Annotated in this window: 20 protein-coding genes; 13 read left to right on the top strand and 7 right to left on the bottom strand. The window is 46.1% G+C overall.

From position 1 onward, the window contains the following. Positions 1 to 4 precede the first annotated feature (4 nt). Positions 5 to 3136 carry an alpha-mannosidase gene (locus AC58U0_RS01555; protein WP_497377255.1) on the top strand — a complete coding sequence of 1044 codons (3132 nt, stop codon included), beginning with the start codon at positions 5 to 7 and terminating at the stop codon, positions 3134 to 3136. A gap of 710 nt (positions 3137 to 3846) precedes the next feature. Next, positions 3847 to 4875 (top strand): LLM class flavin-dependent oxidoreductase, encoded by a 1029-nt coding sequence (locus AC58U0_RS01550; protein ID WP_497377253.1) that lies wholly within the window; start codon positions 3847 to 3849, stop codon positions 4873 to 4875. Positions 4876 to 4883: 8 nt separating this feature from the next. Here AC58U0_RS01550 and yxiS read toward each other — a convergent pair whose 3' ends face one another. After that, positions 4884 to 5192, bottom strand: a complete 309-nt coding sequence (gene yxiS, locus AC58U0_RS01545; RefSeq protein WP_497377251.1) for a protein YxiS — start codon at positions 5190 to 5192, stop codon at positions 4884 to 4886. A gap of 76 nt (positions 5193 to 5268) precedes the next feature. On the opposite strand from yxiS, the gene infC reads away from it, so the two are divergent. Continuing rightward, positions 5269 to 5754: a translation initiation factor IF-3 gene (infC, locus tag AC58U0_RS01540; protein ID WP_057304202.1), complete on the top strand. Its 486-nt coding sequence runs from the start codon at positions 5269 to 5271 to the stop codon at positions 5752 to 5754. Positions 5755 to 5862: 108 nt separating this feature from the next. Here infC and AC58U0_RS01535 read toward each other — a convergent pair whose 3' ends face one another. Continuing rightward, positions 5863 to 6645 carry a C39 family peptidase gene (locus tag AC58U0_RS01535; protein ID WP_497377249.1) on the bottom strand — a complete coding sequence of 261 codons (783 nt, stop codon included), beginning with the start codon at positions 6643 to 6645 and terminating at the stop codon, positions 5863 to 5865. A 266-nt stretch (positions 6646 to 6911) separates the two neighbouring features. Between AC58U0_RS01535 and AC58U0_RS01530 the strand changes: the two genes are divergently transcribed. Both AC58U0_RS01530 and AC58U0_RS01525 read left to right on the top strand, forming a co-directional pair. After that, a complete protein-coding gene (locus AC58U0_RS01530; protein WP_497377248.1) occupies positions 6912 to 7418 on the top strand; it encodes a hypothetical protein in 507 nt (168 codons plus the stop codon). Beyond that, a complete protein-coding gene (locus AC58U0_RS01525) occupies positions 7415 to 8665 on the top strand; it encodes a M48 family metallopeptidase (RefSeq protein WP_497377246.1) in 1251 nt (416 codons plus the stop codon). The genes AC58U0_RS01530 and AC58U0_RS01525 overlap by 4 nt, the downstream gene beginning before the upstream one ends. A gap of 538 nt (positions 8666 to 9203) precedes the next feature. Here the strand turns inward: AC58U0_RS01525 and AC58U0_RS01520 are convergent. The 4 genes from AC58U0_RS01520 to AC58U0_RS01505 form a co-directional block, all read right to left on the bottom strand. Further along, positions 9204 to 10352 carry a conserved virulence factor C family protein gene (locus AC58U0_RS01520; protein WP_497377245.1) on the bottom strand — a complete coding sequence of 383 codons (1149 nt, stop codon included), beginning with the start codon at positions 10350 to 10352 and terminating at the stop codon, positions 9204 to 9206. Positions 10353 to 10443: 91 nt separating this feature from the next. Further along, on the bottom strand, positions 10444 to 11031 hold the full coding sequence (locus tag AC58U0_RS01515) for a guanylate kinase (protein ID WP_057304207.1): 588 nt from the start codon (positions 11029 to 11031) through the stop codon (positions 10444 to 10446). Between the two features lie 157 nt (positions 11032 to 11188). Continuing rightward, positions 11189 to 13264: a DEAD/DEAH box helicase gene (locus AC58U0_RS01510; protein WP_497377243.1), complete on the bottom strand. Its 2076-nt coding sequence runs from the start codon at positions 13262 to 13264 to the stop codon at positions 11189 to 11191. A 237-nt stretch (positions 13265 to 13501) separates the two neighbouring features. Next, positions 13502 to 14188, bottom strand: coding sequence for a YhcN/YlaJ family sporulation lipoprotein (locus AC58U0_RS01505; protein WP_497377242.1), 687 nt, complete (start codon positions 14186 to 14188; stop codon positions 13502 to 13504). A gap of 278 nt (positions 14189 to 14466) precedes the next feature. On the opposite strand from AC58U0_RS01505, the gene coxB reads away from it, so the two are divergent. The 8 genes from coxB to AC58U0_RS01465 all read left to right on the top strand — a co-directional run bounded on the left by coxB (position 14467) and on the right by AC58U0_RS01465 (position 22028). Further along, a complete protein-coding gene (gene coxB, locus AC58U0_RS01500; protein ID WP_497377241.1) occupies positions 14467 to 15483 on the top strand; it encodes a cytochrome c oxidase subunit II in 1017 nt (338 codons plus the stop codon). 27 nt (positions 15484 to 15510) lie between these two features. Then, the gene (ctaD, locus tag AC58U0_RS01495; RefSeq protein ID WP_171649499.1) at positions 15511 to 17382 is read left to right on the top strand and encodes a cytochrome c oxidase subunit I; all 1872 of its coding nucleotides are present in this window, start codon (positions 15511 to 15513) and stop codon (positions 17380 to 17382) included. Next, positions 17379 to 17993: a cytochrome (ubi)quinol oxidase subunit III gene (locus AC58U0_RS01490; RefSeq protein WP_497315648.1), complete on the top strand. Its 615-nt coding sequence runs from the start codon at positions 17379 to 17381 to the stop codon at positions 17991 to 17993. Before ctaD ends, AC58U0_RS01490 begins: the two co-directional genes overlap by 4 nt. Position 17994: 1 nt before the next feature. Further along, positions 17995 to 18312, top strand: coding sequence for a cytochrome C oxidase subunit IV family protein (locus AC58U0_RS01485; protein WP_497377239.1), 318 nt, complete (start codon positions 17995 to 17997; stop codon positions 18310 to 18312). Positions 18313 to 18387: 75 nt separating this feature from the next. Beyond that, complete coding sequence (locus AC58U0_RS01480) at positions 18388 to 19245, top strand: cytochrome c oxidase assembly protein (protein ID WP_497377238.1); 858 nt, start codon at positions 18388 to 18390, stop codon at positions 19243 to 19245. A gap of 15 nt (positions 19246 to 19260) precedes the next feature. Then, positions 19261 to 19716 carry a DUF420 domain-containing protein gene (locus tag AC58U0_RS01475; RefSeq protein ID WP_029198483.1) on the top strand — a complete coding sequence of 152 codons (456 nt, stop codon included), beginning with the start codon at positions 19261 to 19263 and terminating at the stop codon, positions 19714 to 19716. 127 nt (positions 19717 to 19843) lie between these two features. Next, positions 19844 to 20749: an ABC transporter ATP-binding protein gene (locus AC58U0_RS01470; RefSeq protein WP_497377237.1), complete on the top strand. Its 906-nt coding sequence runs from the start codon at positions 19844 to 19846 to the stop codon at positions 20747 to 20749. Beyond that, positions 20742 to 22028, top strand: a complete 1287-nt coding sequence (locus AC58U0_RS01465) for an ABC transporter permease (RefSeq protein WP_497377236.1) — start codon at positions 20742 to 20744, stop codon at positions 22026 to 22028. The genes AC58U0_RS01470 and AC58U0_RS01465 overlap by 8 nt, the downstream gene beginning before the upstream one ends. A 96-nt stretch (positions 22029 to 22124) precedes the next feature. Here the strand turns inward: AC58U0_RS01465 and AC58U0_RS01460 are convergent, their stop codons facing one another. Then, positions 22125 to 24728 carry a PAS domain S-box protein gene (locus AC58U0_RS01460; protein ID WP_497377234.1) on the bottom strand — a complete coding sequence of 868 codons (2604 nt, stop codon included), beginning with the start codon at positions 24726 to 24728 and terminating at the stop codon, positions 22125 to 22127. Between the last annotated feature and the right edge of the window lie 60 nt (positions 24729 to 24788).

The raw sequence follows: 24788 nt of genomic DNA, 5'->3' as shown, positions 1-24788 counted from the left end.
CGATATGTTTTTTACAGAATCGAAGCTGGAAGCGAGACTGCGTGAATTAAGCGAAACCCGGTATCGCGACGCGGTACCTTTGGATCGATTTTCAGCTACGGAAGACGAGGATGGAACGATTGGAGCAAGGCCGCCAGTCGCGCAGCCAACGTTTGAACTGAAGACGGGTGAGACTTGGAAAGGGCGCGACCGCTACGTGTGGCTATCGCGCACGATTGATATTCCAAAGGAATGGGCAGACAAAACCATTTTGGGGCGCTTCGATTTCGGTGAAACGGGCGGGGGCAACAATGATGGCTTCGAATCCTTATTATATTGGAACGGTTCCCCTTTTCAGGGCGTCGATTCGAACCATCAAGAAGTATTTTTGCCAGAAGAAGCGGCAGGAACGAAGGGGCGAATGGATATCCGCCTGTGGTCAGGACTCGAAGGAGGCGGGAAACCGCGCGAGAAGAAGCATACGGTGAATCGTGCTGAAATCTGCTGGCTGGATGAGCGGGTTGACGATTTCTACTACACAGGACGCGCAGTACTGGAAACAATCCGCAGTTTGGATGCTAACCATCCTGAACGTACTCAGTTAGTTAAAGCACTCGATCGTTCCTTAAAGCTAGTTGATTGGTCGAATCCACTCTCGGACGCTTACTATGAATCCGTTTATAGTTCCCGGGAACTGCTGCTTGAGGAATTAAATCAAATGGAGAAGCATCATCCAGTTACGGTTACTGCTATTGGGCATACCCATATTGATGTGGCTTGGTTGTGGAGACTTAAGCATACTCGGGAGAAATGTGCACGCTCATTCTCAACCGTGCTGCGTCTAATGGAACGATTCCCTGACTATGTATTTTTGCAGACGCAGCCTCAATTGTACGCCTATATCAAGCAAGATTATCCAGACATTTACGAGCAAATTCTTGAACGTGTACGTGAGGGACGCTGGGAAGTTGGCGGAGGCATGTGGCTGGAAGCGGATTGCAACCTAACCTCTGGGGAATCGCTGGTGAGACAATTTTTGCACGGGACCCGATTTATTCGTGAAGAATTCGGAGTAGAAAGCACTTATTTATGGCTTCCTGATGTATTCGGGTACAGCTGGGCGCTGCCACAAATTTTGCGGAAATCCGGTTTCGATACGTTCATGACGACCAAAATCAGCTGGAACCAGTTTAATCGCATGCCGCACGATACCTTCAAATGGCGGGGAATAGATGGCACCGAAGTTTTGACGCATTTCATTACCACACCTGGCGATTGGGAAGAAGCTAACTCGTTCTTCTATACGTACAACGGCATGGTAACGCCAATGACGGTCAAAGGTACTTGGGACGCCTACCGAGATAAGGAAGTGAATCAAGAACTTCTGCTTTCCTATGGTTATGGGGATGGCGGCGGCGGTGTCAATCGAGAGATGCTGGAGATGCGCCGTCGTTTGGAAGACATGCCTGGCCTGCCACAAGTGAAAACAGGGCGCGCAGACGAATACTTTGAGCGGTTACACGAAACTGTACAGGCAACAGACCGTTACGTTCATACTTGGGACGGTGAGCTGTATCTCGAATATCACCGCGGGACTTATACAAGCCAAGCCTACATCAAACGGATGAATCGTAAGCTGGAGCTTCTATATCGTGAAACGGAATATGTCAGCGCTTTGGCTGCCTTGTTGAAATCCGATTGGAGCGTTTATCCACAGGAGATGCTTAACAAGGGTTGGACCATCATATTGCGTAATCAGTTCCATGATATTATTCCAGGTTCTTCGATTACAGAGGTCTACGAGGACAGTCGTGAGGAATATGCGGAAGCTATGTATATAGGGACATCCGCATGGAATGAAGCTGCAGCGCGAATTGGAACCCAACAGGAAAAAGGTGCGGTCACGGTTCTGAACAGCGCTACATGGGAGCGCAGCGATCTTGTTGTCATTCCTGGGGAAAAAGCTGCGATTGGCAGCGTTTGGACAGATCGGGAAGGCCGCCAATTGAAATCGCAATACACGGATGGCCGTTGGCTTGTCGACATGCCTCAGGTTCCGTCTTTAGGTATGACGACGATTCACTTTAATGATAAATCTCAAACAAATGCTGCTGAGGAGATGCCTTTCCAACTGGAAGGACGCTCGTTAAAAACGCCTCATTATGAAATCGAATGGAACGAATCCGGTCAATTGGTTCGCGTATTCGACCTAGATAATCGCCGGAACGTGCTTGCCGCAAGCTCACGAGGCAACGTTCTGCAGGTGTTTGAAGATAAGCCGATTGATTTCGACGCTTGGGATATCGATATTTTCTACCAAGAAAAAATGCGCGAAATCACCGATCTGGTATCAGTTGAGCTCGTTGAAGAGGGACCCTTAGCAGCAACCGTTGCATTCAAATGGAACTTTGCGAAGTCTACGATTTCACAGTCGATGACTGTTTATGCAGGCAGCCGACGCATTGATTTCCGCACCGATATCGACTGGCAGGAACGTCAGCAGCTGTTGAAGGTTGCATTCCCGGTAGACGTGCGTTCTACGGAGGCTACTTACGATATCCAGTTCGGGAACGTCAAACGTCCAACGCATTGGAATACAAGCTGGGATTGGGCGCGTTTTGAATCTGTCGGGCACCAATGGGCGGACTTGTCTGAACGTGGATACGGCGTAAGCTTACTGAATGATTGTAAGTACGGCTACGACATTAAGGATAACGTCATGCGCTTATCGCTAATTAAATCCGCGATTCATCCCGATCCTACAGCTGATCTCGGGGAACATTCCTTTGTGTATGCTCTTCTCCCGCATGCAGGGGATTGGTATGCAGGCGGTACGGTACAGGAAGCATGGTCGCTTAATAATCCGTTGACGAGTTACGATGGCGTTTCAACGAAAGGCGCGCTTTCGCTGTTCGAATTCTCTGCTCCAAACGTGATGGCGGATGCGATCAAAAAAGCAGAGGACGGAGAGAGACTGGTGCTGCGGATCCATGAGTTTGCAGGAGTCCGAACACATGTGGATATTAAGAGTGATTTTAAAATTCGATCGCTGCAGGAATGTGATTTGATGGAGCGTCCTATCGGAGATGTTGAGGCTTCCAATATTGAGCTTAAGCCTTATGAGATTAAAACATTTCTTGTTAGTCTTGAAGTTTAATTGTGAAGTCTAAATTCACACATACGCTTCAAAACAATGGACCTAGCGGTTTTCTGCTAGGTTCTTCGTTTACCTCCTATGATAGCATGGTTGGCTGTGGATATTGCTTCGACATGCGGAGCTTTTGGCATAAAATGGTGTAGTTTCGAGACTGTCGATTTATTCAGGTAAGCCCTCCTAATAACTGGTATTTACTCCCCTTCAGGGCTATCGTGGTTACCCAATGTTGTAATATCTACAACAATTCACACGCCCAAAGGCTATTTAGCAGATAGAAGTTGTAGTTTGTACAACAATTCGAACCCATTTGCTCCGAAATGGCCTGAATCGGACCAAATTGTTGTACATGATGCAACATCAAAGGGAGAGAGCCAGGATTTGGGCAGCAATTGTTGCACTTTCTACAACATCATTCAACTGCGAATGGGGAATCATTCATCCAACAGCCTCATGTGAGTCTATATGACGATGGATTCTGATTTTCTAGCACTCAATTAAAGATAAAAGTGTGTTGAAAAATTACTGTTTGGAAAAAAAGGACCTGCATAAAATTTTCCCGTAACCATACACTTTTAGTAAGTAAGAGGAAATGATTAATCAAAATTTAACAATTCGGGACAACGCCACTAGGGGTTTGTCCTTTTTCTTTTGTTGGTCGGACGTTGTATAATCAAGATCATCGGCAGATGACTCAGAAAGAAGGGATGACAATGCTGAAGCTTAGTATTCTTGATCAGTCACCGGTATCATCCGGGTTTACGCATAGCGAGGCGTTACAGCAAACAATTGGGTTGGCCCAGGTGGCCGACCGTTTAGGCTACACCCGATTCTGGGTGTCGGAGCATCACAACTCGGCTGGCCTTGCGGGCTCCTCGCCAGAGGTGCTTCTCTCCACGCTGGCTGCCCGCACTAACCGTATTCGGCTAGGCTCCGGCGGCGTGCTGCTGCCCCATTACAGCCCCTACAAGGTCGCTGAGAATTTCCGTATGCTCGAGGCGCTCTATCCGGGGCGCATCGACCTTGGCATCGGGCGTGCGCCCGGAGGCACGCCGCATACGGCCAAAGCGCTGCGAGGCATCAGCGCTGATATGTTTGAAGGACTTGAGCGGTTCCCAGCGCAAGTCACGGATCTACTCGGGTTCCTCGCCGACTCGGTGGAACCCGGGCATGTGTTCGAGGGCATCCGCGCCACCCCTTTGGTGGACTCGATGCCCCAGGTGTGGCTGCTCGGCTCCACCGGGCAGAGCGGGGTGTATGCCTCGCAAGCAGGCGCAGCGTTCTGCTTCGCGCACTTCATCAACGGAGCGGGAGGACAGCATGCGGTGCGCAGCTACCGCAGCTCGTTCCGACCGTCCGCGCTGAATGTCGTACCGCAGGCGACGGTGTGCATCTATGTGCTGTGCGCTGAGACGCAGGCGGAGGCCGAGGGGCTTGCGGCTTCGATTGATTTGCGCATCCTGCAAACGGAAAAGGGCGAATTCACAGGAGTGAAATCGCCCGAAGAAGCGGCTGACTATGTGTACTCAGACTGGGACCTTACAAGGGTAAGGGACAATCGATCCCGTATGATTATTGGTGATCCGAACCAAGTAAGGGAGCAACTACTCAACCTAGCCGAAAGCTACCAAGTCGATGAAGTGATGGTCGTGACCGGCGGCTACCGCTTTGAAACGAGGTTGCAGACGATTGAATTATTGGCAGAAGCTTTTAAACTTGAGATGAGGCAGCATGCTTTTTAAGGAAACGATTAACGGTTCTGACTCGGCCGCTTATCGATTTCTTGTGTGACGATGAAGGCTAGCTCCTCGTTGCCGAATAGAGATAGTACGCCTAGTACCGTGTCATCAGGGACTTCACCGGCTTCTTCTTTGGGTACCGTTAAATCAAGGGCTTGCTGCAGAGCTTCGTTATTAGGTTGGTCTGGGTATGCGCTATGATAAAGCGCAGCAGGATCCAAATCATGGTTGATACACCATTGTGCAAAAACGAGGATCATCATATGCTCTTCACGTTTGTAATTCTCGATCATTTGCTCTTCTAATTGTTTATTATTCATAATTGGTTAGACATCTCCTTAAACAACCTCTTCCTGTTGATGGGTTCATTATAGCGAAAGATTAGGTGTAATCACAATGATTAAGAATGAGAAAATTAAAGCATCCGAGGTCCATGTTACGGGACTACTTGGCGAAGATCTGGGCGTTATGTCCACGAAGGAAGCACTGCTGCTAGCGAAGCAGCTGAAAGTGGATTTAATCTGCACCTCGCTCATGAGCAGTCCACCTCCCTGTAAGCTCATTGGCGCTGGGCAAGCGAAGCAGGAAGCTCTGCAGGAAAAGCAGCAAGCCCGCAAACGGGAGCAAGCACCGAAAGTCAAGGAGCTCCGCTTAACGCCTCACATCGAAGATCATGACCTAGAGACGAAGAGGCTGCAAGCAGAGCGCATTCTTCAGGGCGGTGACGCTGTGCTGCTGGTCGTGAAGATTTCAGGCAAAGAAGGCGCGAAGGCCAAAGAATTGCTTGAGACGCTAACTAAAGATTTGAGTTCACATGGACGTAAGCACACAGGCATACAGCTTAGCGGTAAGCAAGCGGCTGTGCAATTGGATCCCTTATAAAAAAAGCATGGACTACTCGGGATAGACCGAGCAGTTCATGCTTTTTTACCATATAAGCAGGTTTCTCAAGGCGGACTATGTATAAATGCCACACAAAGCAAGAAAGGCCTATTGTGAGTTAACTGTAATCGCTTGAGACCCCATCTGCTCCCAGACTGTTTTGAAATCAGATATTGCATAGGATTCCTGTTTTCCGGTCATAGGATCGTTCATATAGGCATAATCATCGTCCCAGCCTGTTAAGAGTAAGGCATGCTCAGGTTGATACCACTCGACTAGCTGTCCCTCTTCATCCTGCCATTCCATCTCCAGATAAGGTGTATCCATATGTTCGGTTGCCCAGATCATGGCTGGTTTTCCTTGGACAATAGTCGTGAGCAAGTCTTCAAAGGCTATGCCTGACAAATCCTTAACTCGACCGGGTAACCATTGATCCAGCATGTCCGCGATTGGCTTATGATAAATACCATAACCTACCTCATAAGGGTTACCTACAAATACATCTTTGGGATTACTGCCAATAAATGCTCCGTCGTCATTCACATAGGGCAATTCGCCTAATGGAAGTGCAGCAGCGACTTCCTCTTTGGATACTGGGACTCCAGCCCAGTTTAGCAGCATCGTGGCAACGACGGCTTCACATCCGTTCGGCAGCTCGGGCAGCTGTGATAGGGCAGGAATATTTTGCAATTGAAAATGATCCTTCTTATTGGGTTGGCTGGATGGTGCAGGAGTAGGTATTGAAACTGATATTGGTTGTTCTGTACCAGCTACATGTGGTTTAGTGACGGATATTGGTAAACCCTGCTCCATGGCAGGAGATGTAGGCATAGCGATTGCCAAACAAAAGATGCCGAATAACACTAAAAAACAACAAGTTACTTTCTTCATTTCCCACGTCCTATCTGGGTTATCTTCTCATTACAACATGGGAAAATGGAAAAATCAAATAAAGGGACCGACGATCTATTTCTGCAAATTGAAAATGATCAAACCAATGCACATACAATGTTAACTCTGCCGCATAGTCTAGGAGAGCGGATTATTGACAAGGGTATTAATCAAAAGATGCTTGGCGTACGGGCTCGTGAGGTATAAGCTCATAGAATAGGGTAAAATGGGAGCAACGACTCGTTCATTGGATATAGGGGAGACATATGAATAAACACGAGGATCAGAAAAAGGCGATGGAACAAACCGCAATTGATATCTTTCTGGATTTATATAATGTGAATAATGAAGTTCCCCTGCGTATGGTTCAGCAGCAAGAGAAGCCGGACGCGCTGCTTGAGGATGCCAGAAATAATCGAGTAGGGTTAGAAGTCACCCATCTGTTCTACGATACCGAGGAAGCACGGCTTATGCTGTCGCGTTCCGAGCTGACTAAGCCTAGTGCCGAAGGAATAGATACGTTTATTCAGGTCATTAATGATCGCATTCAAAGCAAGGAACATAAATTAAAAGATTACTCACAGGATTATCCCTGCATGCTGCTTATTCGCAATCTATCCCTTTTGTTTGGGATGTCCGATATACTTGGCCGGAAGCGTAATCTGGTACTACCTCATGGCCATTTCACCCAGGTTTGGCTCCTGTCTAGAGATTTTACACCAGACTGGTTATTAATTAACTTGAACGAAGTTGGTCGCGGAGGTATCAAATGAAGCGTTTCTACATAGGACTTGTCGCAGCTTTTGGTGTATATGCGTTAGCCTTGATCGTATACTTCTTAAAAGGGGACTTGTTCCACATCCCATATGCACTAATTGGAACCATTGCAGACCCGCATACGTTCATGACGACACAAGAAATTACGAAGGCTGAGTCCTTGTCACGCATACGGTCGCTAGCTTATTTCCTGAGCTCTCCATTGCAAATGGGGGTCTTGCTGGCTCTGCTCGGTGCTGCGGTAAGGTTTCGCCGTTTGGCCGAAAAGTTATTCCGAGCTTCCTTTTTGCAGATGGTTACTTTCGTACTCTTCTTTACCTTGCTTATGGACGTGCTCTTCCTGCCGATTGATTATTTTCTGTTCAAAATCGATCAGGCTTATGGGTTATCGACGGAGACACTAGTCCTGTTCTGGAGTGATCATGGGAAAGATTTCCTCATTGACGTCTTGGGTACGATCGTTGTCGTATGGATTTTCAGAGGGGTGCTAAAATGGCGTCCTGACCGTTGGTGGCTCTGGTTCTGGCTGGTATCTATTCCGCTTATTTTGTTCGTCACTTTCATTCAGCCCGTTGTGCTGGATCCGCTGTATCACGATTTTCAACCGCTTCAAAATCAAGAGCTAAAGGCACAAATTCTCCAGCTTGCTGCGCAATCACAGATCCCTGCGGATCAAGTATATGAAGTCAATATGTCTGAGCGGACTCATACAATTAATGCCTATGTGAATGGCATTGGAGGGAACGCGCGCATCGTTCTTTGGGATACGATACTGAAGAAGCTGCAGCCTGATGAGATTTTGACCGTGATGGCTCACGAAATGGGACATTACGCCGAGCGGCATATCTATTTAGGGATTGCCTACGGGATCGTACTGAGTTTTATCGGTTTCTGGCTTGCCTTTCATGCATATCGTTTGTTTATTCGGCGCTGGGGTTCAATTTGGGGAATACGAGGGGAAAACGATTTAGCGGCTCTGCCGATCTTGCTGCTTATTGTGACCATCATGAGTTTCGCCTCGGCGCCAGCGCAAAATGCGTTTTCGAGAATCATCGAGCATCGTGCCGATGCCTATGCTATGAAAATGACCGGAGACGGCAGCGCCGCGATCCGCGCCTTTCAACACATTGCCAAAGAAAATCTTAGCCCCGTCACACAACCGAAGCTGGTCCAGTGGTTCCGCGGCTCGCATCCAACGATTTTGGAGCGGATTTTGTATTTTGAGCAGTTTGAAGCTAAATAAGCTCAGTTTTGTCTTTTTCTCCTTTCTTATATGAAAAAAAGCACGGAAGGCAGCCAGAATTTCTGGATACAGCTCCCGTGCTTTTTTTCGTGAATTCTTTAAATTTGCTCTTTACCTGCTGATCTTCCTACTCTTGTTTGGGTATGTGAAATTTTGTGGATATGCACAACATTCGATAAGTAACCAGTTTTCCTAGTGTTTAGTGTACTGGGTTGACCACCGCCATGCGGCGGCGCTATAAACGCGTGTCCAGGATTCGCGCACTATATTGAAGAAATAAGAATTAGAAAGGGAAGTTGTACGGCGTACAACAATTTCCTTGATTTCTTCATGGCAAGCTAAGAATGTTGTATTTACTACACCAATTAAGCTGTCTAATAGGCTATTTAGCTGCTTTTGGCTGGAATTATTGTATTTTTTACAATATTCTTGTGAAAAACGCCTATTATCCTGCCTGAAGTTGTATAAAGTACAACTTTTACACGGACAAGCGTATTTTTCAGCATTAGTGGGGGGGGGGGACTATTACTACCGAACACTATTCGTTTCTACGTGTCATTTGCTGCCATACGGAGCCTTCGGCGGCGTGCCCGCCTTCGATGCGCTCGAGTGCGATTTTCACCTGCATGCGCACCTCGAATTCAGGATCGTCGACTGCTTCGTGCAGGGCACTCAGCACGGTGTTGTCTCCGACTTCGTACAAGAAGCGCGCCGCGCGCCAGCGGACTAGCTTGTTGCGGTCTTTGAGCGCCTTCGCCATGGCCGGTATGGCGGCAGGGTCTCCGATGTCGGACAGCGTATCGCCTGCGGTCCGCCGAACGGAAGGTGTATCGTCCTCTAGGGCACGATACAGGAAGGGCAGTACCTCGGGTTCCTTGATATCCCCGAGGTAAACCGTCGCCAGTCGCCGAATCGACGTGTTCTCGTCCTGCAGGGCATGGACGAGAAGCGGCAGCGTCGTTAGCGACGGCTGGATCTTCTGAAGCGCGGCGTAGCGCAGCTTCCAGTCGCTGTGGCGCAGCTGCGCACTTGCTGCGCTAGCATCTTGAACCTCCGCGGATTCCTCCGCGAGGGCTGTTTCTGAAGTCTCCCGCATCGCAAGGGAGACCAAGCTTTCGACGCGGGCGTCGTCGTAAGAAGCGTCCAGCTCCTGGACGACTTCGCCCGCGATGTCCCCGAGCTCGCCGTAGCGTACGCCGAGCTCCTCGAGCTTCCGCTCCTTAATCAGGTTCGGCGATGCCGTACCTGCGCGAACGGCCGCCTCAGTGAAACGCTGCGGCATTCCTACGCGCACTTCCTCGGTACCAGCGCGTACCCTCACCTGGAGCGGGATGCCACGAAACATCTGCACGAGGACTTGTGCCTCACCGAATGCGGCTTCAGCCGTGGGCTGCTGTTCCGGAGGCAGGCCTCCGTCGGCAGATGGCTGCGCTTCGCCAAAAATCTCACGGGCTCTGGCCAGAATAAACTGCCAGTCCCCCTTAGAGGTACGGTCTACGGCAATAAAGTCCGCTGCGTGGAACACGCTAATCACGCCTTGGACAGCTAACAATTGCCCAATGTTATCAGGTGCTTGCTTGCTGTTTTCTTTTGTATAGGTTTTTCGCACACCAGTAGGAAGAGACTCATCCATATTGAGCTTCATCGAATTCGGGCTAGGTGTAGGTTCAATAGATATAATTTTCAAGTGGACAACTCCTTTTAAAAGGCATTGCAGCCGCATGTGAAAAGACCCGGACGAAGTTCCGTCCAGGCCTGTTATAGGCAGTTACTGCCGTTTAATCTAGATCAACTAAATTGCGATTTAAGTACTGATCCAACGTTTTCGTTAAATCAAACACCGTATGCGCTAAATCAACATTTTCAAACACATGATCACATTGGTCACGGAAAGCTAATTCATCTTCGTAATAAGAGAGATACTTCGAAATGACTTCTTCTGAGTCTCCGCTTTCTTTCATCCGTTGTTCAAGTTTATCCCGTCCGGCATGAATGAAGATAAGGACTACGTGATCTCCGTAAATCTTTTTGAGGGTTTCGGCGCCAAAGCGGTTCAAAATTAAATAAATGCTTCCGCTAAGCTCAAACATGTGTTCAATATCTGCACTTTTGATGCCATACAAATGGTCATTAACTGTACTAACCTCAATGAATTCACCGGCAGCTTGCGCTTTGACAAACTCGGCAGGAGAGATAAAGTGATAATCTTGACCATCTTCTTCGGTAGCTTTCGGAGGTCTGGTGGTGTAAGAGATGACCTGCTTCATGCCGAGCGTAGAGCCTGACATTTCCGCGACCGTCTTACGACCAGCACCGTGAGGACCGGTGAATACAAAAATCATTTCCTTGTCCTTTAATGCGTACATGGAACATACCTCCTTAATGGGAATTGTGGGGGGTAAATCCTACGTGCGTGCAACGGTATGAAACGATTTTTGATGAGTAGGATCACTTGCAGCCGTATTTATATTTTACAACGTTCGGGTTATTCGGTAAAGCCTTGCGTAGAAAGCGCTTTTTTTCCTAGCGCTTTCCGCCGCGGCCGCCACCGCGCGGTGCACTGCCGCGGGATCCGCTCGATTGCCCGCCGCGAGGCGAGCTGGATCTGTCGCCACGCGGCGCTCCGCCGCGTGCTCCGAAGCTATCACCGCGAGGTGCGCTGCCGCGTGCTCCACGCTCGGCACTGTCGCCGCGTCCGCGTGCCTGGCTGCTGCGTTCGCCGCCAGCTTGCCCGCCGCGAGGCGCGCTTGGTCTGTCGCCACGTGGCGCTCCGCCACGTGCTCCAAAACCTTCACCGCGTGGCGCTCCGCCACGTGCTCCAAAGCCTTCGCCACGCGGCGCTCCGCCGCGAGCCCCAAAGCCCTCACCGCGCGGTGCCGCTGCACCGCGAGCTCCGCGCTCCGCACTGTCGCCACGGCCTTTGCCGCCGCGAATCGTGCGTGACGCACTTGCAGCGTCGTCACGTCCCGTGCCGGCATACTTGTTATATGGCGAGTAAGACTTATCGCCATGAGGAGCAGAACGTCTGCGCTCCGTACCTTCAGAACGAGGCGCTCGTTCAGCTGCGTCTCCGCCACTCCATGATTTAGTGACGCGTGCTTTAGCAGCATTCATGTTGTCACCGCGACCTGTTCCTGCATTCGTTGCTGCTGGGCGTTCTTTATTCTCAGCGCGCCCCCATGTATTCGGATTGCGTTCCGAATTGACCTTCGCAGGACGTGGGCCAGTACGTGCACTTCCAGGTGCTGCCGAGCGAGAACCGAATTTATCGCCTCTAGAGGATGAACTTTTCGTTCCGTACTGAATGTTGTCTCGACCGCCACGGCTAGCTTCGCGAGCACCGGATCTTCCGCTGCGTCCGCTGCGCTGTTCCGTTGCGCCGTTTCTTTCATTACGGCCCCCGCGTGATTGACCGCCGCTGCTTCTGCGTGCGGAACCTCTGCCATCCGTGTCAACATACTCCTCAGAGTTGGAACGAACACGTCTTTGCTGTTGTTCCGGACTTCTCAAAGACATCCGAATCCCTTTTTCGATTAATTCAATGGTAGGCATATCTCGCTGCGTAGCAAAAGTCACAGCCACACCCGATTCCCCAGCACGGCCCGTTCGGCCAATACGGTGAATGTAGCTTTCTGCATCTTGCGGGACATCATAATTGAAAATATGGGTGACCCCTTCAACATCTAAGCCGCGAGCCGCGATATCCGTTGCAACCAAAAGTTCGATTCGCCCGTCTCTGAAGCGCTTCATGACTTGTTCGCGCTTCGCTTGTGACAAATCACCGTGAAGCTCATCCGACATTAAGCCGATTTCCTGCAAAACCTCATTGAGCGCAATAGCCTTTGCTTTCGTACGACAGAAAATCATAGCTAAATATGGCTTATATTCTTTAATCGCTGCTATCAAAGCATCTTGTTTGTCTCGATCTGTCGTTGGAACCAGGACTTGTTTAATTTCAGTTAAAGTGACTTGCTTACTTTGAATTTTAATTTCCTTAGCTTCTTTCATATAAGCTTTGGATAGGTTGACGACCTGCTCAGGCATCGTTGCAGAGAAGAGAAGCGTTTGACGATATGGAGATGTTTGGGCAATGATATCCTTCACTTCATGAAGGAAACCCATGTGCAGCATTTGATCGGCTTCATCTAATACAAGTATTTTCAATTTATAGAAGTTGATAGAACCGCGGCGAAGGTGATCGAGCAATCTTCCCGGTGTTCCTACTACTATATGTATGTTACCTTGTAGCTTTCTAAGCTGCTTTTCTACATCTTGCCCGCCATATGCGGCCAGAACCTTTGCTCCTGTAACAGGGACAAGGTTTTTCAGCTCGTTGCTAATTTGAATAGCTAATTCACGTGTCGGTGTCAATATAAGTGCTTGGACATCTGGGCTTTCTACATCTATTGTTTCTAATATAGGAAGTACAAAGGCAAGGGTTTTACCAGTACCAGTTTGTGCTTGTGCGATAACATCTGTACCTTTTAATAAAACAGGAATCGCTTCTTTTTGAATGGGTGTCGGTTCTACGACTCCTCCAGATTGTAATACGTGAACAAGACTTTCTCTAATTCCTAATGAGGCAAATCCGTTTGACATGGTAAATTGGCCAGCTCCCTTTTTCTTGCTTAATATAGGGATCTTTGGTCATAACCAAAGTCTCTCCTATTTTAAGGGACTTTGGTCTATAACCAAAGTCTCTCCTTGTTAAAGACGATTCCCTCATTGTACAGGAATGCCGGACAAATGAAAACAGGAGCCGACCAACAAGCAGTAATTACTTCTTTATATAGAAGGAATTTTCGTAAATTCATGTAGTTTGCTTTTACTTCTACATTAGTGTTCAGGTAATACTTGCGCTGTACCGAAAATGCGAGTAACCGTTTGATTGAAATCCGTTAATAAAGGCATCAGAGAATGGCCCTTCCAACTTTCTTGGGCGTAGTTGTTCATTTTATTAAGGAAATCACGGTTTGCAGAAATATAGACATCCATGATATTAGGCTGCAGTGTTCGAATTTTCTCGGCGATCGCTTGTTTGAATCGATGAGAAAGCATATCGTGGTGCACGGCAGTTTCATAACTATTGAAGCCATTGTTTAAATCATTGGAAGGCATGGTGTCATTGAATGGCGCGTGATCGTTATAAAAGCCTTTTGCAGTGCCCTGGTTATTCGTCTCTCTGGTGTAACCCTTGGTACCTATCGCACTGCTGTCAATCATAAGAGCGACGTAGGCATTCTGATCCGTAGTCATCACGATGGCTGTATTTACCCCATTCATAGCATGTAATTGATTGGATAGAAATTGGCTGTATTCAAGCTTTGAATTGTTGTGCGTAACTGGACCATAGAGCTGTTGGGTTTGATAAGCTCTTTCGGTTTCCTCTGTTTTTTCGACAGGGGCGCCAAAATTCGTGTGATCGGGACTCTTCCCATATTCTCTTCCATTCTCTGCACAACCGGATAATGTCAGCAGGAGGAATAACATTCCACTAATTGGAAAACCTAACTTCCTGAGCATCAAAAGAGACCTCCCATATACGTTGTAATGTTTATAGGATGGGATGTTTCTGCGCTTTTATTCGTGTTCACAAATAAAGGCTTTTATGCATAAAGAGGCGGATGTATGGAAATAACCATGGAGGGAAAATATATCGCTACAGAGCGGTTTAAGAACAATTTGTGAACTTCCCTCCAGCGATTGACAAAAACTTTTCACGAATTTATAGTTAATAAAGTGAATTGACATGGGCATGGCCTTCGTGGTAAAAATATTGTTTTAAAAGTGGGGTTGATACAATGAGTCGATTGAAAAAGTTATGGCGTCTGGTGCCCCTTCTAGCGGCAATGACGTTCTTGCTAACCGGGTGTGGAGACCCAACCTTGTCTGCTTTAGTGCCAAAAGGTCCTGTGGCAACCGAGCAGCTTAATTTAATGAAATTAAGTCTCTTTATCATGGTTTTTGTCGTAATTGTCGTATTTGCAATTTATGTGTATGTGTTAATTCGCTTTCGTAAGCGTGAAGGTGATAATAGCGTACCTAAGCAAGTTGAAGGTAGCCACGTGCTTGAGATTATCTGGACAGTCGTTCCGATTCTCCTTCTGTTAGTACTTGCGGTACCAACAGTGTCCTACACATTTAAGCATTCAACGAATTACAATAAGGACAAAGCTGCGGTTCATGTCAAAGTAACTGCGCATCAATTCTGGTGGCAGTTTGAATATCCCGATTTAGGCATCGCTACAGCTCAAGAGCTTGTCGTTCCTAAGGATAAAATTATTGCATTCGATCTTGTTTCAGCTGACGTCTCTCATGCCTTCTGGGTACCATCCCTTGGTGGTAAAGTGGATACAAATCCAGGTATCCATAATACGCTTTATCTTCAAGCTGACGAAATCGCAACCTTCCAAGGAAGATGTACAGAGCTTTGCGGAGCCTCTCATGCCTTGATGAACTTTACCGTTCAAGCGAAGTCAGAAGCCGATTTCAATGCTTGGGTAGCAAAAATGAAAGCGCCTGTTACTGTGCCGGCAACTGCGCAAAAAGGCGAAGAGCTTTTTAAAGAAAATTGCATGTCTTGTCACGCTGTTAATGCGAACGGTCCTGGTGTTGCTCCTAACCTCAAAGGTTTTGCAGATCGTAATACGCTTGCTGGTATTCTGGAACACACTCCTGAGAAGATGGCGCTGTGGATACATAATCCGCAAGAACAAAAACCAGGCAACAAAATGCCGGCTTTTGGTAAAGAAGCAGGCGGCAAGCTTGATGACGCTCAAATTAAAGATATTGTTCAGTACTTACAGACTTTGAAATAAACTTCTCAGGTAAAGGAGGTTAATACGTTGGCTCACTCTCATCCAGTAAAAAAATACAGCGGTTTGATGGATTGGCTCACTACAGTCGATCACAAGAAAATCGGTATCCTGTACTTAATAGCGGGCGGCTTCTTCTTCCTAGTAGGAGGACTTGAAGCCATCTTGATCCGGATTCAACTTGCTTATCCCGATCAACACATTTTTATCGGCGATTCATTTAACCAATTAACGACGATGCACGGAACAACGATGATTTTCTTTGCGGCTATGCCGGTTATCTTCGCATTCATGAATGCCATCGTTCCTCTACAAATTGGTGCAAGGGACGTTGCGTTCCCTTTTGTTAACTCACTTGGTCTCTGGTTGTTCATCGCAGGTGGCGTACTGATGAACACTAGTTGGTTCTTAGGCGGGGCACCTGATGGCGGTTGGACGGGGTATGCACCATTGTCCTCGATAACAGACAGTGCTTTGGGACAAACAATAGAAAACAACCTGCAAGGTATGGACTTCTACGTAATTGGATTACAAATTGCCGGTATTGGTACACTAATCGGGGGGATTAACTTCCTTGTTACCATTATCAACATGCGTGCACCAGGTCTTACGTATATGCGTATGCCAATGTTCACATGGTCTGCTTTCATTACTTCCGGTTTGATCGTGCTTGCCTTCCCGGCATTTACGGTTGCCCTTGTTGAACTTATGTTTGACCGTGTCTTCGGCGGTGCATTCTTCGATGCAGCCAGAGGCGGTAACAACGTACTATGGGAGCATTTATTCTGGATTTTCGGGCATCCCGAAGTTTACATCTTGATTCTTCCTGCTTTCGGTATCATTTCTGAGATCGTTTCAACTTTCTCGAAGAAACGTCTTTTCGGATACAGCTCCATGGTATTTGCAACAGTTTTGATTGGTTTCCTAGGTTTCATGGTTTGGGTTCACCATATGTTTACAGCTGGTTTAGGTCCAGTGGCCAATTCCATCTTCGCGATTGCTACTATGGCTATTGCAGTTCCAACTGGCGTGAAGATCTTTAACTGGTTATTCACACTTTGGGGCGGGCAAATTCGCTTCACAACAGCGAATATTTTCGCAACAGCTTTTATCCCAACATTCGTAATGGGTGGAACAACGGGGGTTATGCTTGCGATTCCAGCAGCAGACTTCCAGTATCATGATACGTATTTCGTTGTCGCACACTTTCACTACGTTATCGTTGGTGGTCTAGTGCTTGGTTTGTTCGCGGGTCTTTACTACTGGTGGCCAAAAATGTTTGGACGTATGTTAAACGAAGGAATGGGTAAACTGCATTTCTGGTTGTTCTTCATTGGCTTCCATTTAACATTCTTCCCTCAGCATTTCTTGGGACTTATGGGAATGCCGCGTCGTGTCTTTACGTACCAACCCGGACATGATCTCGAAGTAGGTAACTTGGTTTCAACCGTAGGGGCATTCTTGATGGGTATCGGTACATTAGTATTCATAATCAACATTATTACAACTGCAAGAAAACCAATTACGGCTCCCGCAGATCCTTGGGACGGTCGTACATTGGAGTGGGCGATTCCTTCTCCTGCACCTGAATATAACTTCAAACAAACGCCGCTTGTTCGCGGATTAGATGCACTTTGGAAAGAAAAAATGGCTGGTAATAAAGAGATGACTCCGGCAGAACCTGTAGGTTCGATTCATATGCCTTCAGCATCCATTTTACCGCTTGTTATGTCCGTTGGTTTGTTCATTGCAGGATTTGGTTTTATGTACAAAAACCATTATTTAGCTGCCGCGGGTATGATTGTTACATTTATTGCAATGTTCTTGCGTTCCGTATATGACGATCATGGTTGGCATATTGAAAAGGAAGAGCTTGAAGATGACAAGGGGGTAAAGGCATGAGTACTCATCATACGGGCGCACTGCCTGCTAATCCGGAAACGGCTACCCTCGAAGGGAAAAATAAAGTTCTCGGATTTTGGTTGTTCCTCGGTGCCGAGGTTGTGTTGTTCGGTTGTTTATTCGCAACCTACATCGCGCTTCGGAACTCTGTTCCAGACGGTCCTACAGCGGATGAACTTTTCAAGCTCAAAACAGTAGGCTGGTCTACGTTCATCCTCTTAACAAGTAGCTTAACGAGTGTATTCGCGATCATGGCGATGCACAAACAGAAGCTAGGACAATTGTTGTTTTGGCTTGCAATTACTGTATTGTTTGGTCTTTCGTTCTTGGGAATGGAGATTTACGAGTTCGTTGAATATGTGCACGAAGGTCACAAGTTCACAACAAGTGCTTTCTCAACCTCGTTCTATACCTTAGTCGGGTTCCATGGAGCTCACGTAGCGTTTGGTGTTTGCTGGATTACACTGTTGATTTTGCAAGGATTCAAAAAAGGTCTTACGGTTGTTACAGCTCCTAAGTTTTATGTAGCAGCTTTGTATTGGCACTTTATTGACTTAGTCTGGGTGTTTATCTTCACAGTCGTTTATCTGATGGGGAAGGTGGGTCACTAAGATGAGCAGCAATTCTCATGATACACACGCACCTAGCAAACGAGTTAAGCATGAATCACCACTGAACCACTACTTGTCATACATTATCTCGATTCTTCTCACAATGTTGGCATTCGCAGTTGTTCTTTACGGAGACTTAGATCGTTCCTTTATTTTAATCTTCATCGTAACTTTGGCGCTTGTGCAAGCTGTAATCCAGCTTTTGTTCTGGATGCATGCCAAAGAAAGAGGACATTTATTCCCGCTCATTTTCATCGGGGCAGGAGCGTTTGTAGCTCTAACTGGAGTTATTACAGCGGTATATTGGATGTGGTGGTAAGAAAGCAGGAAGAGGCAACTTTGTCTAGACAAAGTGCCTCCTCTTTTTTTAGTTGAAAGGAGATAGAGATTAGCTATGAGCCAAATTGGTGGATTTTTCGATTTGTGGAGTCCTGTTATTCTGTTGGTGGTCGTCGTTTTCGGATATGTCTATAGTCGATTTGTCGCTAAGGGGAATGGGAATTTCGCAGATGCCGAGCCAGTTACGGGTAAGCAGAAGCTATATTTCTATACGGGGCTTGCCCTATTCTACATTGGACAAGGGAGTCCGATTAACTACATCGGTCATCATTACTTGTTTAGTGTGCATATGCTGCAGCAAACCATTCTTTATTTAATTGTTCCTATATTTATATGGCTAGGTACGCCTGCTTGGGTGCTCCGTCTTTTTATGCAAAATCGAGTCTTCCGCGGCATATTTTCATTTTTTACACGTCCGCTGATCGCGCTGTTTTTGTTCAACATGCTCTTCTCCATCTATCACATGCCTTTTATTATGGACGGTTTGATGAAGAATGATGTGTTGCTTTTAAGTTATCATACGGTGCTTCTGATTACTGCGTTCATGATGTGGTTCCCTGTATTTTGTCCACTTCCGGAGCTGAATAGCCTGAATGACCTGAAGAAATTGGCCTATATTTTTGGCAATGGTATGTTGTTGACACCTGCCTGCGCGCTTATCATATTTGCTGATTCGATCATTTATGATATGTATTCGAACGTTACTGTGCCTTTCACTCATTTGTCTCCGCTCGATGATCAACAGCTCGGCGGTGTTCTTATGAAAATCGTCCAAGAAGTCGTATATGGAACTACACTTGCCTATATTTTCTTCCGATGGTACCGTAGAGAGCGTAAGGAAGATGACGATATGGATCTTCTTGAGACACAAGAGAGCTTGAATAACCAGGGCGGGAATTGGAATCGCGCTTAGAAAGGATTTATAGAGATGCACATTTTACCAACTATTTCTACGATGTTTATCGTTATCAGTGCTATATTTGTTGGTTTCGGCTGGTATCATATTGTAAGAGGGAATCGGGAAACGCATCAAAAGCTGATGGTTCTAGGAGCAATCTTCGCACTGGCGTTTTTCATCATCTACATGTCCCGTACCTTGTTTGAAGGAAACACGGCATTTGGCGGGCCTGAGAGTCTCAAGCTGCCGTATCATTTATTCTTGTTCTTCCATATTACGCTGGCAACGGTGGGTGGAGTGTTGGGTCTAATCACATTATGGTTTGCATACAAAAACAAATTTCTAAAACATAAAAAAATCGGACGAGTCGCCGCGATTGTATGGCTTCTTACGGCGCCTACAGGTGTCTTGGTATATGTTCTGCTATATTTGATGTATCCAGGTGGGACGACAAAGCCAGTGATTGATGCGATTTTTGGCTTGTAAAGAGAAGCTGAATGTGTGAGTTGTGCTCACAACATTCGGCTTTTTTTGTTTCCGTTTTTTTCCATATATTGTGGTAAACTAATTCATGAACAAATAAACACGTTATCTAAGGAAGGATGGTTAAAAGGTGACATATCCTTTGATCGTTGATCATGTTACGAAGCAATACGGGGAGAAGACTGCAGTGAATGACATCCAGCTTCGTGTTAAGCAGGGCGAGATATATGGGTTGCTTGGGGCTAATGGAGCTGGGAAGACAACGACGATGCGGATGGTATTAGGTCTCATTTATCCGGATCATGGAAGCATAAAGTGGAAGGGGCAAGGTTATCGGGAAGAGTTGAGGCAGCTAATGGGCTATTTGCCTGAAGAACGAGGTCTGTATCCGAAGGTCAAAGTTAGCGAGCAGATCATCTATTTAGCGGAGCTGCGCGGTCTTTCCCGTAAACAAGCTGATGCAAGTTTGAAGCTGTGGCTGGAGCGATTTGACGTCCCTGAATACTACAACAAGAAGGTGGAGGAGCTCTCCAAGGGAAACCAGCAGAAGATCCAATTCATCGCTGCGGTCATACATAACCCGGAAATACTAATTCTGGATGAAGCCTTTAGTGGACTCGACCCGGTGAATGTGGAGCTGCTGAAAACAACAGTGAAAAGCTTACGCGACGAGGGAAAAACGATTCTCTTTTCCAGCCATCGCATGGATCATGTGGAGGAGCTGTGCGAGCATATCTGCATTCTGCATCGTTCCAATACGCTTGTGCAAGGCAGTTTGAAGGATATTAAAGCAACGTTCCCTAAGGAGAGAATCATACTCGAGACCGAGAATCCGATTGAAGGTTTGGAGAGGCTACAAGGCGTTACTGGAGTAGAAAAGCATCTGACCGGGTATGAGATACGCATTAATGATGCTGCGGCGTCGCAGCATATTCTCAGATATGCCATGGGGCAGTCAAACGTATATCGGTTTCAGTTGATGGAGCCAACGTTAAATGAAATCTTTATTCAGAAGGTGGGGAGTGCCCATGAATAGGATCATGACCGTTATTCAATTCACTTTCATGACCCGTTTTCGATCCAAATCGTTTCGTGTGATGAGTGTGATTCTGATTTTGCTATTATCCATTATGATTCATTTGCCTGCACTCATTGATAAGCTTTCCTCTCATGAAGCGACGAAGATTGGTGTCTTTGCAGGCAAACAAACGGAGTTTGCTGCTAAGCTAGCGAACTTTTATAATAATCAGCCCAATCCGGATATTGTCATTATTCCACTTCGGGATGCGGGCAGTGCTGCAGCGAATGAAGCTTTAGGTAAGCTGCAGATCGCTGATAAGAAGATCAAGGGATATTTGGAATTTACAGATGCCGTTATAGCCGGTTTTCCGAAAATAGTGTATAAATCCGAAGGCACGATGGAATTTTCGTTAAAAGGCAAGCTTCAGACCGCTCTTCAGCTTATTAAAACTGACACGGCCTTACAAGGAGCAGGTCTCGCGGCCGAACAAAAGGCTAATATTCAAGCGCCAGTTTCCATAGAAACTGTGCAAATCTCAACGAATGACAAGGCTGCGTCTGGCAAAACGGAATCGCAAATGGTGATGTCCTACGCGCTTGTATACGTGATGCTGTTCATGCTTTACATGGGTGTTATCGGCTTTGGGAACATGGTCGCGATGGAAATCACAGCAGAGAAGAGCTCCCGAGTAATGGAGCTTCTTATCACCAGTGTGTCCCCGCTTAAGCAGATGTTTGGCAAAATCATCGGGATTTGTCTACTCGCTTTATCGCAAATAGCGCTGATAATTGTGGTGGGTGGAATCAATTTAAGCTTATCTGGCAGCAGCAAACTAATTTCGGAGCTGCACCTTAACTGGTCCGATTTACAAATATCACTTATCGTATATTTCTTAATATTCTACCTGTTAGGGTTCTTCATCTATGCAACGGTTTTTGCGGCTGTAGGTTCACTTGTGAGCCGTACAGAGGAGGTGGGGCAAGCGATCATGCCGGTAACCCTGCTCATCGTGGCAGCCTTCATGATTGCCATGTTTGGACTGAATAACCCGAATGCCGGATTCGTTGTTACGATGTCATTCATACCGTTCTTCTCGCCACTTATTATGTTCCTGCGCATAGGTATGAGTAGTCCGCCTATTTGGCAAATATGGCTCTCCATCGTCATTCAATTGGCATCTATCGGTGCTATGGCTTGGCTTGCTGCTAAGATCTATCGCACAGGGGTGTTAATGTACGGCAAACGTCCTTCGTGGCGAGAGCTGCGGAAGGCGATGCGGGCTTATAAGGTGTAGAGGGATCTCTCCTACAGTCGCCCAAGTATGAAAAGAGATCAACCGGAATGATCTAGTTGATCTCATCATACGACGGAGTCAAGCTAATGTGACGCTTTAATGCGCAGTAGGAAGACTTATCTCTATCGTTGTCCCTTTATTTTCTTCACTGAACACGGCGATTTCCCCATTGTGATTTTCTATAATCCTTTTACTGACCATGAAGCCTAGTCCGGTTCCCTTTTCTTTTGTTGTGTAGAAGGGCTCTCCTAACTTAGAAAGAATGTATGCAGGAATCCCGCACCCTTGATCAATAAAGCGAAGCATGATATGATTTGGATTTTCATTATTACTTTTTAATTGAATAACGATTATTCCGCCTTTTGGCATAGCTTCGATAGCGTTTTTAATAAAGTTAATGCACACTTGTTTCAGTTGATTTTCATCACACAGAATAAGGGGAATCTCCGGATCAAACTCCGTGATGATTTGAACATTGTTGATAATGGCTTGCGTATCTAATAGGGTGGTCACTTGTGCTAGGAGCTTCCGAATGTCTTTACGTTCCGTTTGAAAGATTTGGGGCTTTGCAAGAATTAATAGTTCACTTAGAATCATTTCAATTCGTTCGATTTCGGAGGCCATGATGTCCAGATACATTTTTTTCTCGACGATGCCAGATTTCATGAGCTGAACGAATCCTTTAATTGCAGTGATAGGATTGCGAATTTCATGAGCAATTCCTGCCGCTAATTGACCTGCAATGGATAATTTTTCTGACCTAATCAACAGCTCTTCCGCTTGCTTTTTGTCAGTGATATCCCTTAGGATCATAGCCCAACCAATAATATGTCCATTCTCACCCCGCATAGCGAAGCTCGAAATCATAACTGTAAGAATAACGCCATCTTTTCTTTTTCTAATGGTTTCGTGTCCTTCGAAGGCTTCAATCGATTTAATTCTTGCCAAATTATGAATGGCCTCTGGTTTGAGTTCAATGGGTATGTTGGGTAAATCAAGTAGATGGAGTCCAACAATTTCTGACTCTGTCCATCCATATGTTTTTTCAAAGGCATGATTGATTCGCGCTACTTTTTCTTCTAAATTAAGGATAAGAATCGGATCCACATTTCGATCAATAAAGGATTCAAGCTGGTCTTTCGCTGCATTCAGTTCTTGCTCCGCACGTTTTCTTTCACTAATATCTCTTCCCACAGCTAATACTTTAACAATTTCCCTGTCTTCATTACGTATGATTTTTGCCGTTGTTTCAAACCAGACATAGTGTCCTTGTTTATGACGAACTCGGCTAGTAAAAGTATCTACATCTGATTTTTGCAGAATATTTTCATCGATAAAGGAAGCAACATCATCCGGGTGCCAGAAGTCGATTGCGACTTTGCCCACATATTCATCAGGCTCATAACCAAGTAAAGTCTTAATGGCAGGGGAAGCATAACGAACTACGCCATCAGGCGTTGCAAACGTAATAATATCCTGCGCATTCTCTGAAATGAGTTGGTATAAATTTTGACTTTCTTCTAATCTTATCCACAATTCTTTCCGGTATGTGATATCACTAGCAAGTCCATAGACACCAATAACTTGCTGATTGACAAAGATCGGAACATTAGTCACATCGAAGGTCGTATGTCTCCCTGTCTTATTTATACCTGACGCCTCGTATCGTTGTGCAAAACCTTTGGTCGCTTGAATGAAATGATGCTCTACCTGTTCATAATCTGTAGGATCTACGACCGAACGAAAATTTATCGGTTTCTCTATCATTTCCTGTTTCGTATAACCCATCAGTTCTTCAAAAGATTGATTAATAGAGGTGTAGTTACCCTCCAAATCCATCGAATAAATTAAATCCGGATGATAGTCGAAAAGGGATTTATAACGCTGTTCGTTGTCCTGTAAGTTGCGCTCTTTCTTGATTCGTTCGGTAATATCTCTGGAAACGACAATAATTTCTTTCGTCTCACCAGTTTCGGAATCGAGAAGGGAGGTGCTGGTTGACTCGGTCCATATATAACTCCCATCCTTTTTTCGTATCCGAACGATCCTATTAGATTGCTTGTCTGTTTGAAGGATAGCTATATGATCTTGAATGGCCACTTGAATATCCTCAGGATGAAGAAATTCATAACCTGCTTTCCCGATCATTTCTTCAGGTGTATACCCAAGAACTTTATAACAAGAAGGAGAGGCGTAGAGATAGGTTCCGTCAGGGTTGTGCATAGTAATGAAATCAAAAGCGTGTTCCACAACGGATCGATAGCGTTGCTCTCTTTCTATTAAAAGGCGCTTTTTCTCCTGTATTTCGTTATAAGCGATCTTTTGATCGGTGATATTGATAACCTGAGAAATGAAAAAGAGGGGTTCTCCAGCTTTATTTTTCACTAAGGAGACCGTTATTTGTACCCATACAATCTCGCCCTCTTGCTTAATCAGACGTTTTTCCATTTGATATGATTCTCTCATACCGGCTATTAATTGGTCCCTAAGCGCAAGATCAAGGTCTAAATCAAGGGGATGTGTCATTTCCTGAACGGTCTTAAGGAGTAATTCTTCCTCAGACAAGCCTAAGATCGAGCAGACAGTTGAATTTGCTTTGAGTACGTTCCCATTAATGGCTACGAGAACGATACCAATTGGAGCATATTGAAAGGCCTGAAAAAATAAGGTTTGATGCTCTAGCTGTTGCTCATTCAGCATTTCGCAACCCTCCCGTGATAACTCGATGTAAGAATTGTTCTATGGAAGAGATCTTTTCTC

It is taken from the genome of Paenibacillus sp. J31P190 (assembly GCF_059692075.1).
Note: the sequence above shows the minus strand (reverse complement) of the source record. Positions and strands in the feature narration are given on the sequence as shown.

Coding starts and splice junctions, on each gene's coding strand:
- AC58U0_RS01555 (WP_497377255.1), top strand. CDS start 5: ATGTTTTTTACAGAATCGAAGCTGGAAGCGAGACTGCGTGAATTAAGC.
- AC58U0_RS01550 (WP_497377253.1), top strand. CDS start 3,847: ATGCTGAAGCTTAGTATTCTTGATCAGTCACCGGTATCATCCGGGTTT.
- yxiS (WP_497377251.1), bottom strand. CDS start 5,192: ATGAATAATAAACAATTAGAAGAGCAAATGATCGAGAATTACAAACGT.
- infC (WP_057304202.1), top strand. CDS start 5,269: ATGATTAAGAATGAGAAAATTAAAGCATCCGAGGTCCATGTTACGGGA.
- AC58U0_RS01535 (WP_497377249.1), bottom strand. CDS start 6,645: ATGAAGAAAGTAACTTGTTGTTTTTTAGTGTTATTCGGCATCTTTTGT.
- AC58U0_RS01530 (WP_497377248.1), top strand. CDS start 6,912: ATGAATAAACACGAGGATCAGAAAAAGGCGATGGAACAAACCGCAATT.
- AC58U0_RS01525 (WP_497377246.1), top strand. CDS start 7,415: ATGAAGCGTTTCTACATAGGACTTGTCGCAGCTTTTGGTGTATATGCG.
- AC58U0_RS01515 (WP_057304207.1), bottom strand. CDS start 11,031: ATGTACGCATTAAAGGACAAGGAAATGATTTTTGTATTCACCGGTCCT.
- AC58U0_RS01510 (WP_497377243.1), bottom strand. CDS start 13,264: ATGTCAAACGGATTTGCCTCATTAGGAATTAGAGAAAGTCTTGTTCAC.
- AC58U0_RS01505 (WP_497377242.1), bottom strand. CDS start 14,188: ATGCTCAGGAAGTTAGGTTTTCCAATTAGTGGAATGTTATTCCTCCTG.
- coxB (WP_497377241.1), top strand. CDS start 14,467: ATGAGTCGATTGAAAAAGTTATGGCGTCTGGTGCCCCTTCTAGCGGCA.
- AC58U0_RS01490 (WP_497315648.1), top strand. CDS start 17,379: ATGAGTACTCATCATACGGGCGCACTGCCTGCTAATCCGGAAACGGCT.
- AC58U0_RS01485 (WP_497377239.1), top strand. CDS start 17,995: ATGAGCAGCAATTCTCATGATACACACGCACCTAGCAAACGAGTTAAG.
- AC58U0_RS01480 (WP_497377238.1), top strand. CDS start 18,388: ATGAGCCAAATTGGTGGATTTTTCGATTTGTGGAGTCCTGTTATTCTG.
- AC58U0_RS01475 (WP_029198483.1), top strand. CDS start 19,261: ATGCACATTTTACCAACTATTTCTACGATGTTTATCGTTATCAGTGCT.
- AC58U0_RS01465 (WP_497377236.1), top strand. CDS start 20,742: ATGAATAGGATCATGACCGTTATTCAATTCACTTTCATGACCCGTTTT.
- AC58U0_RS01460 (WP_497377234.1), bottom strand. CDS start 24,728: ATGCTGAATGAGCAACAGCTAGAGCATCAAACCTTATTTTTTCAGGCC.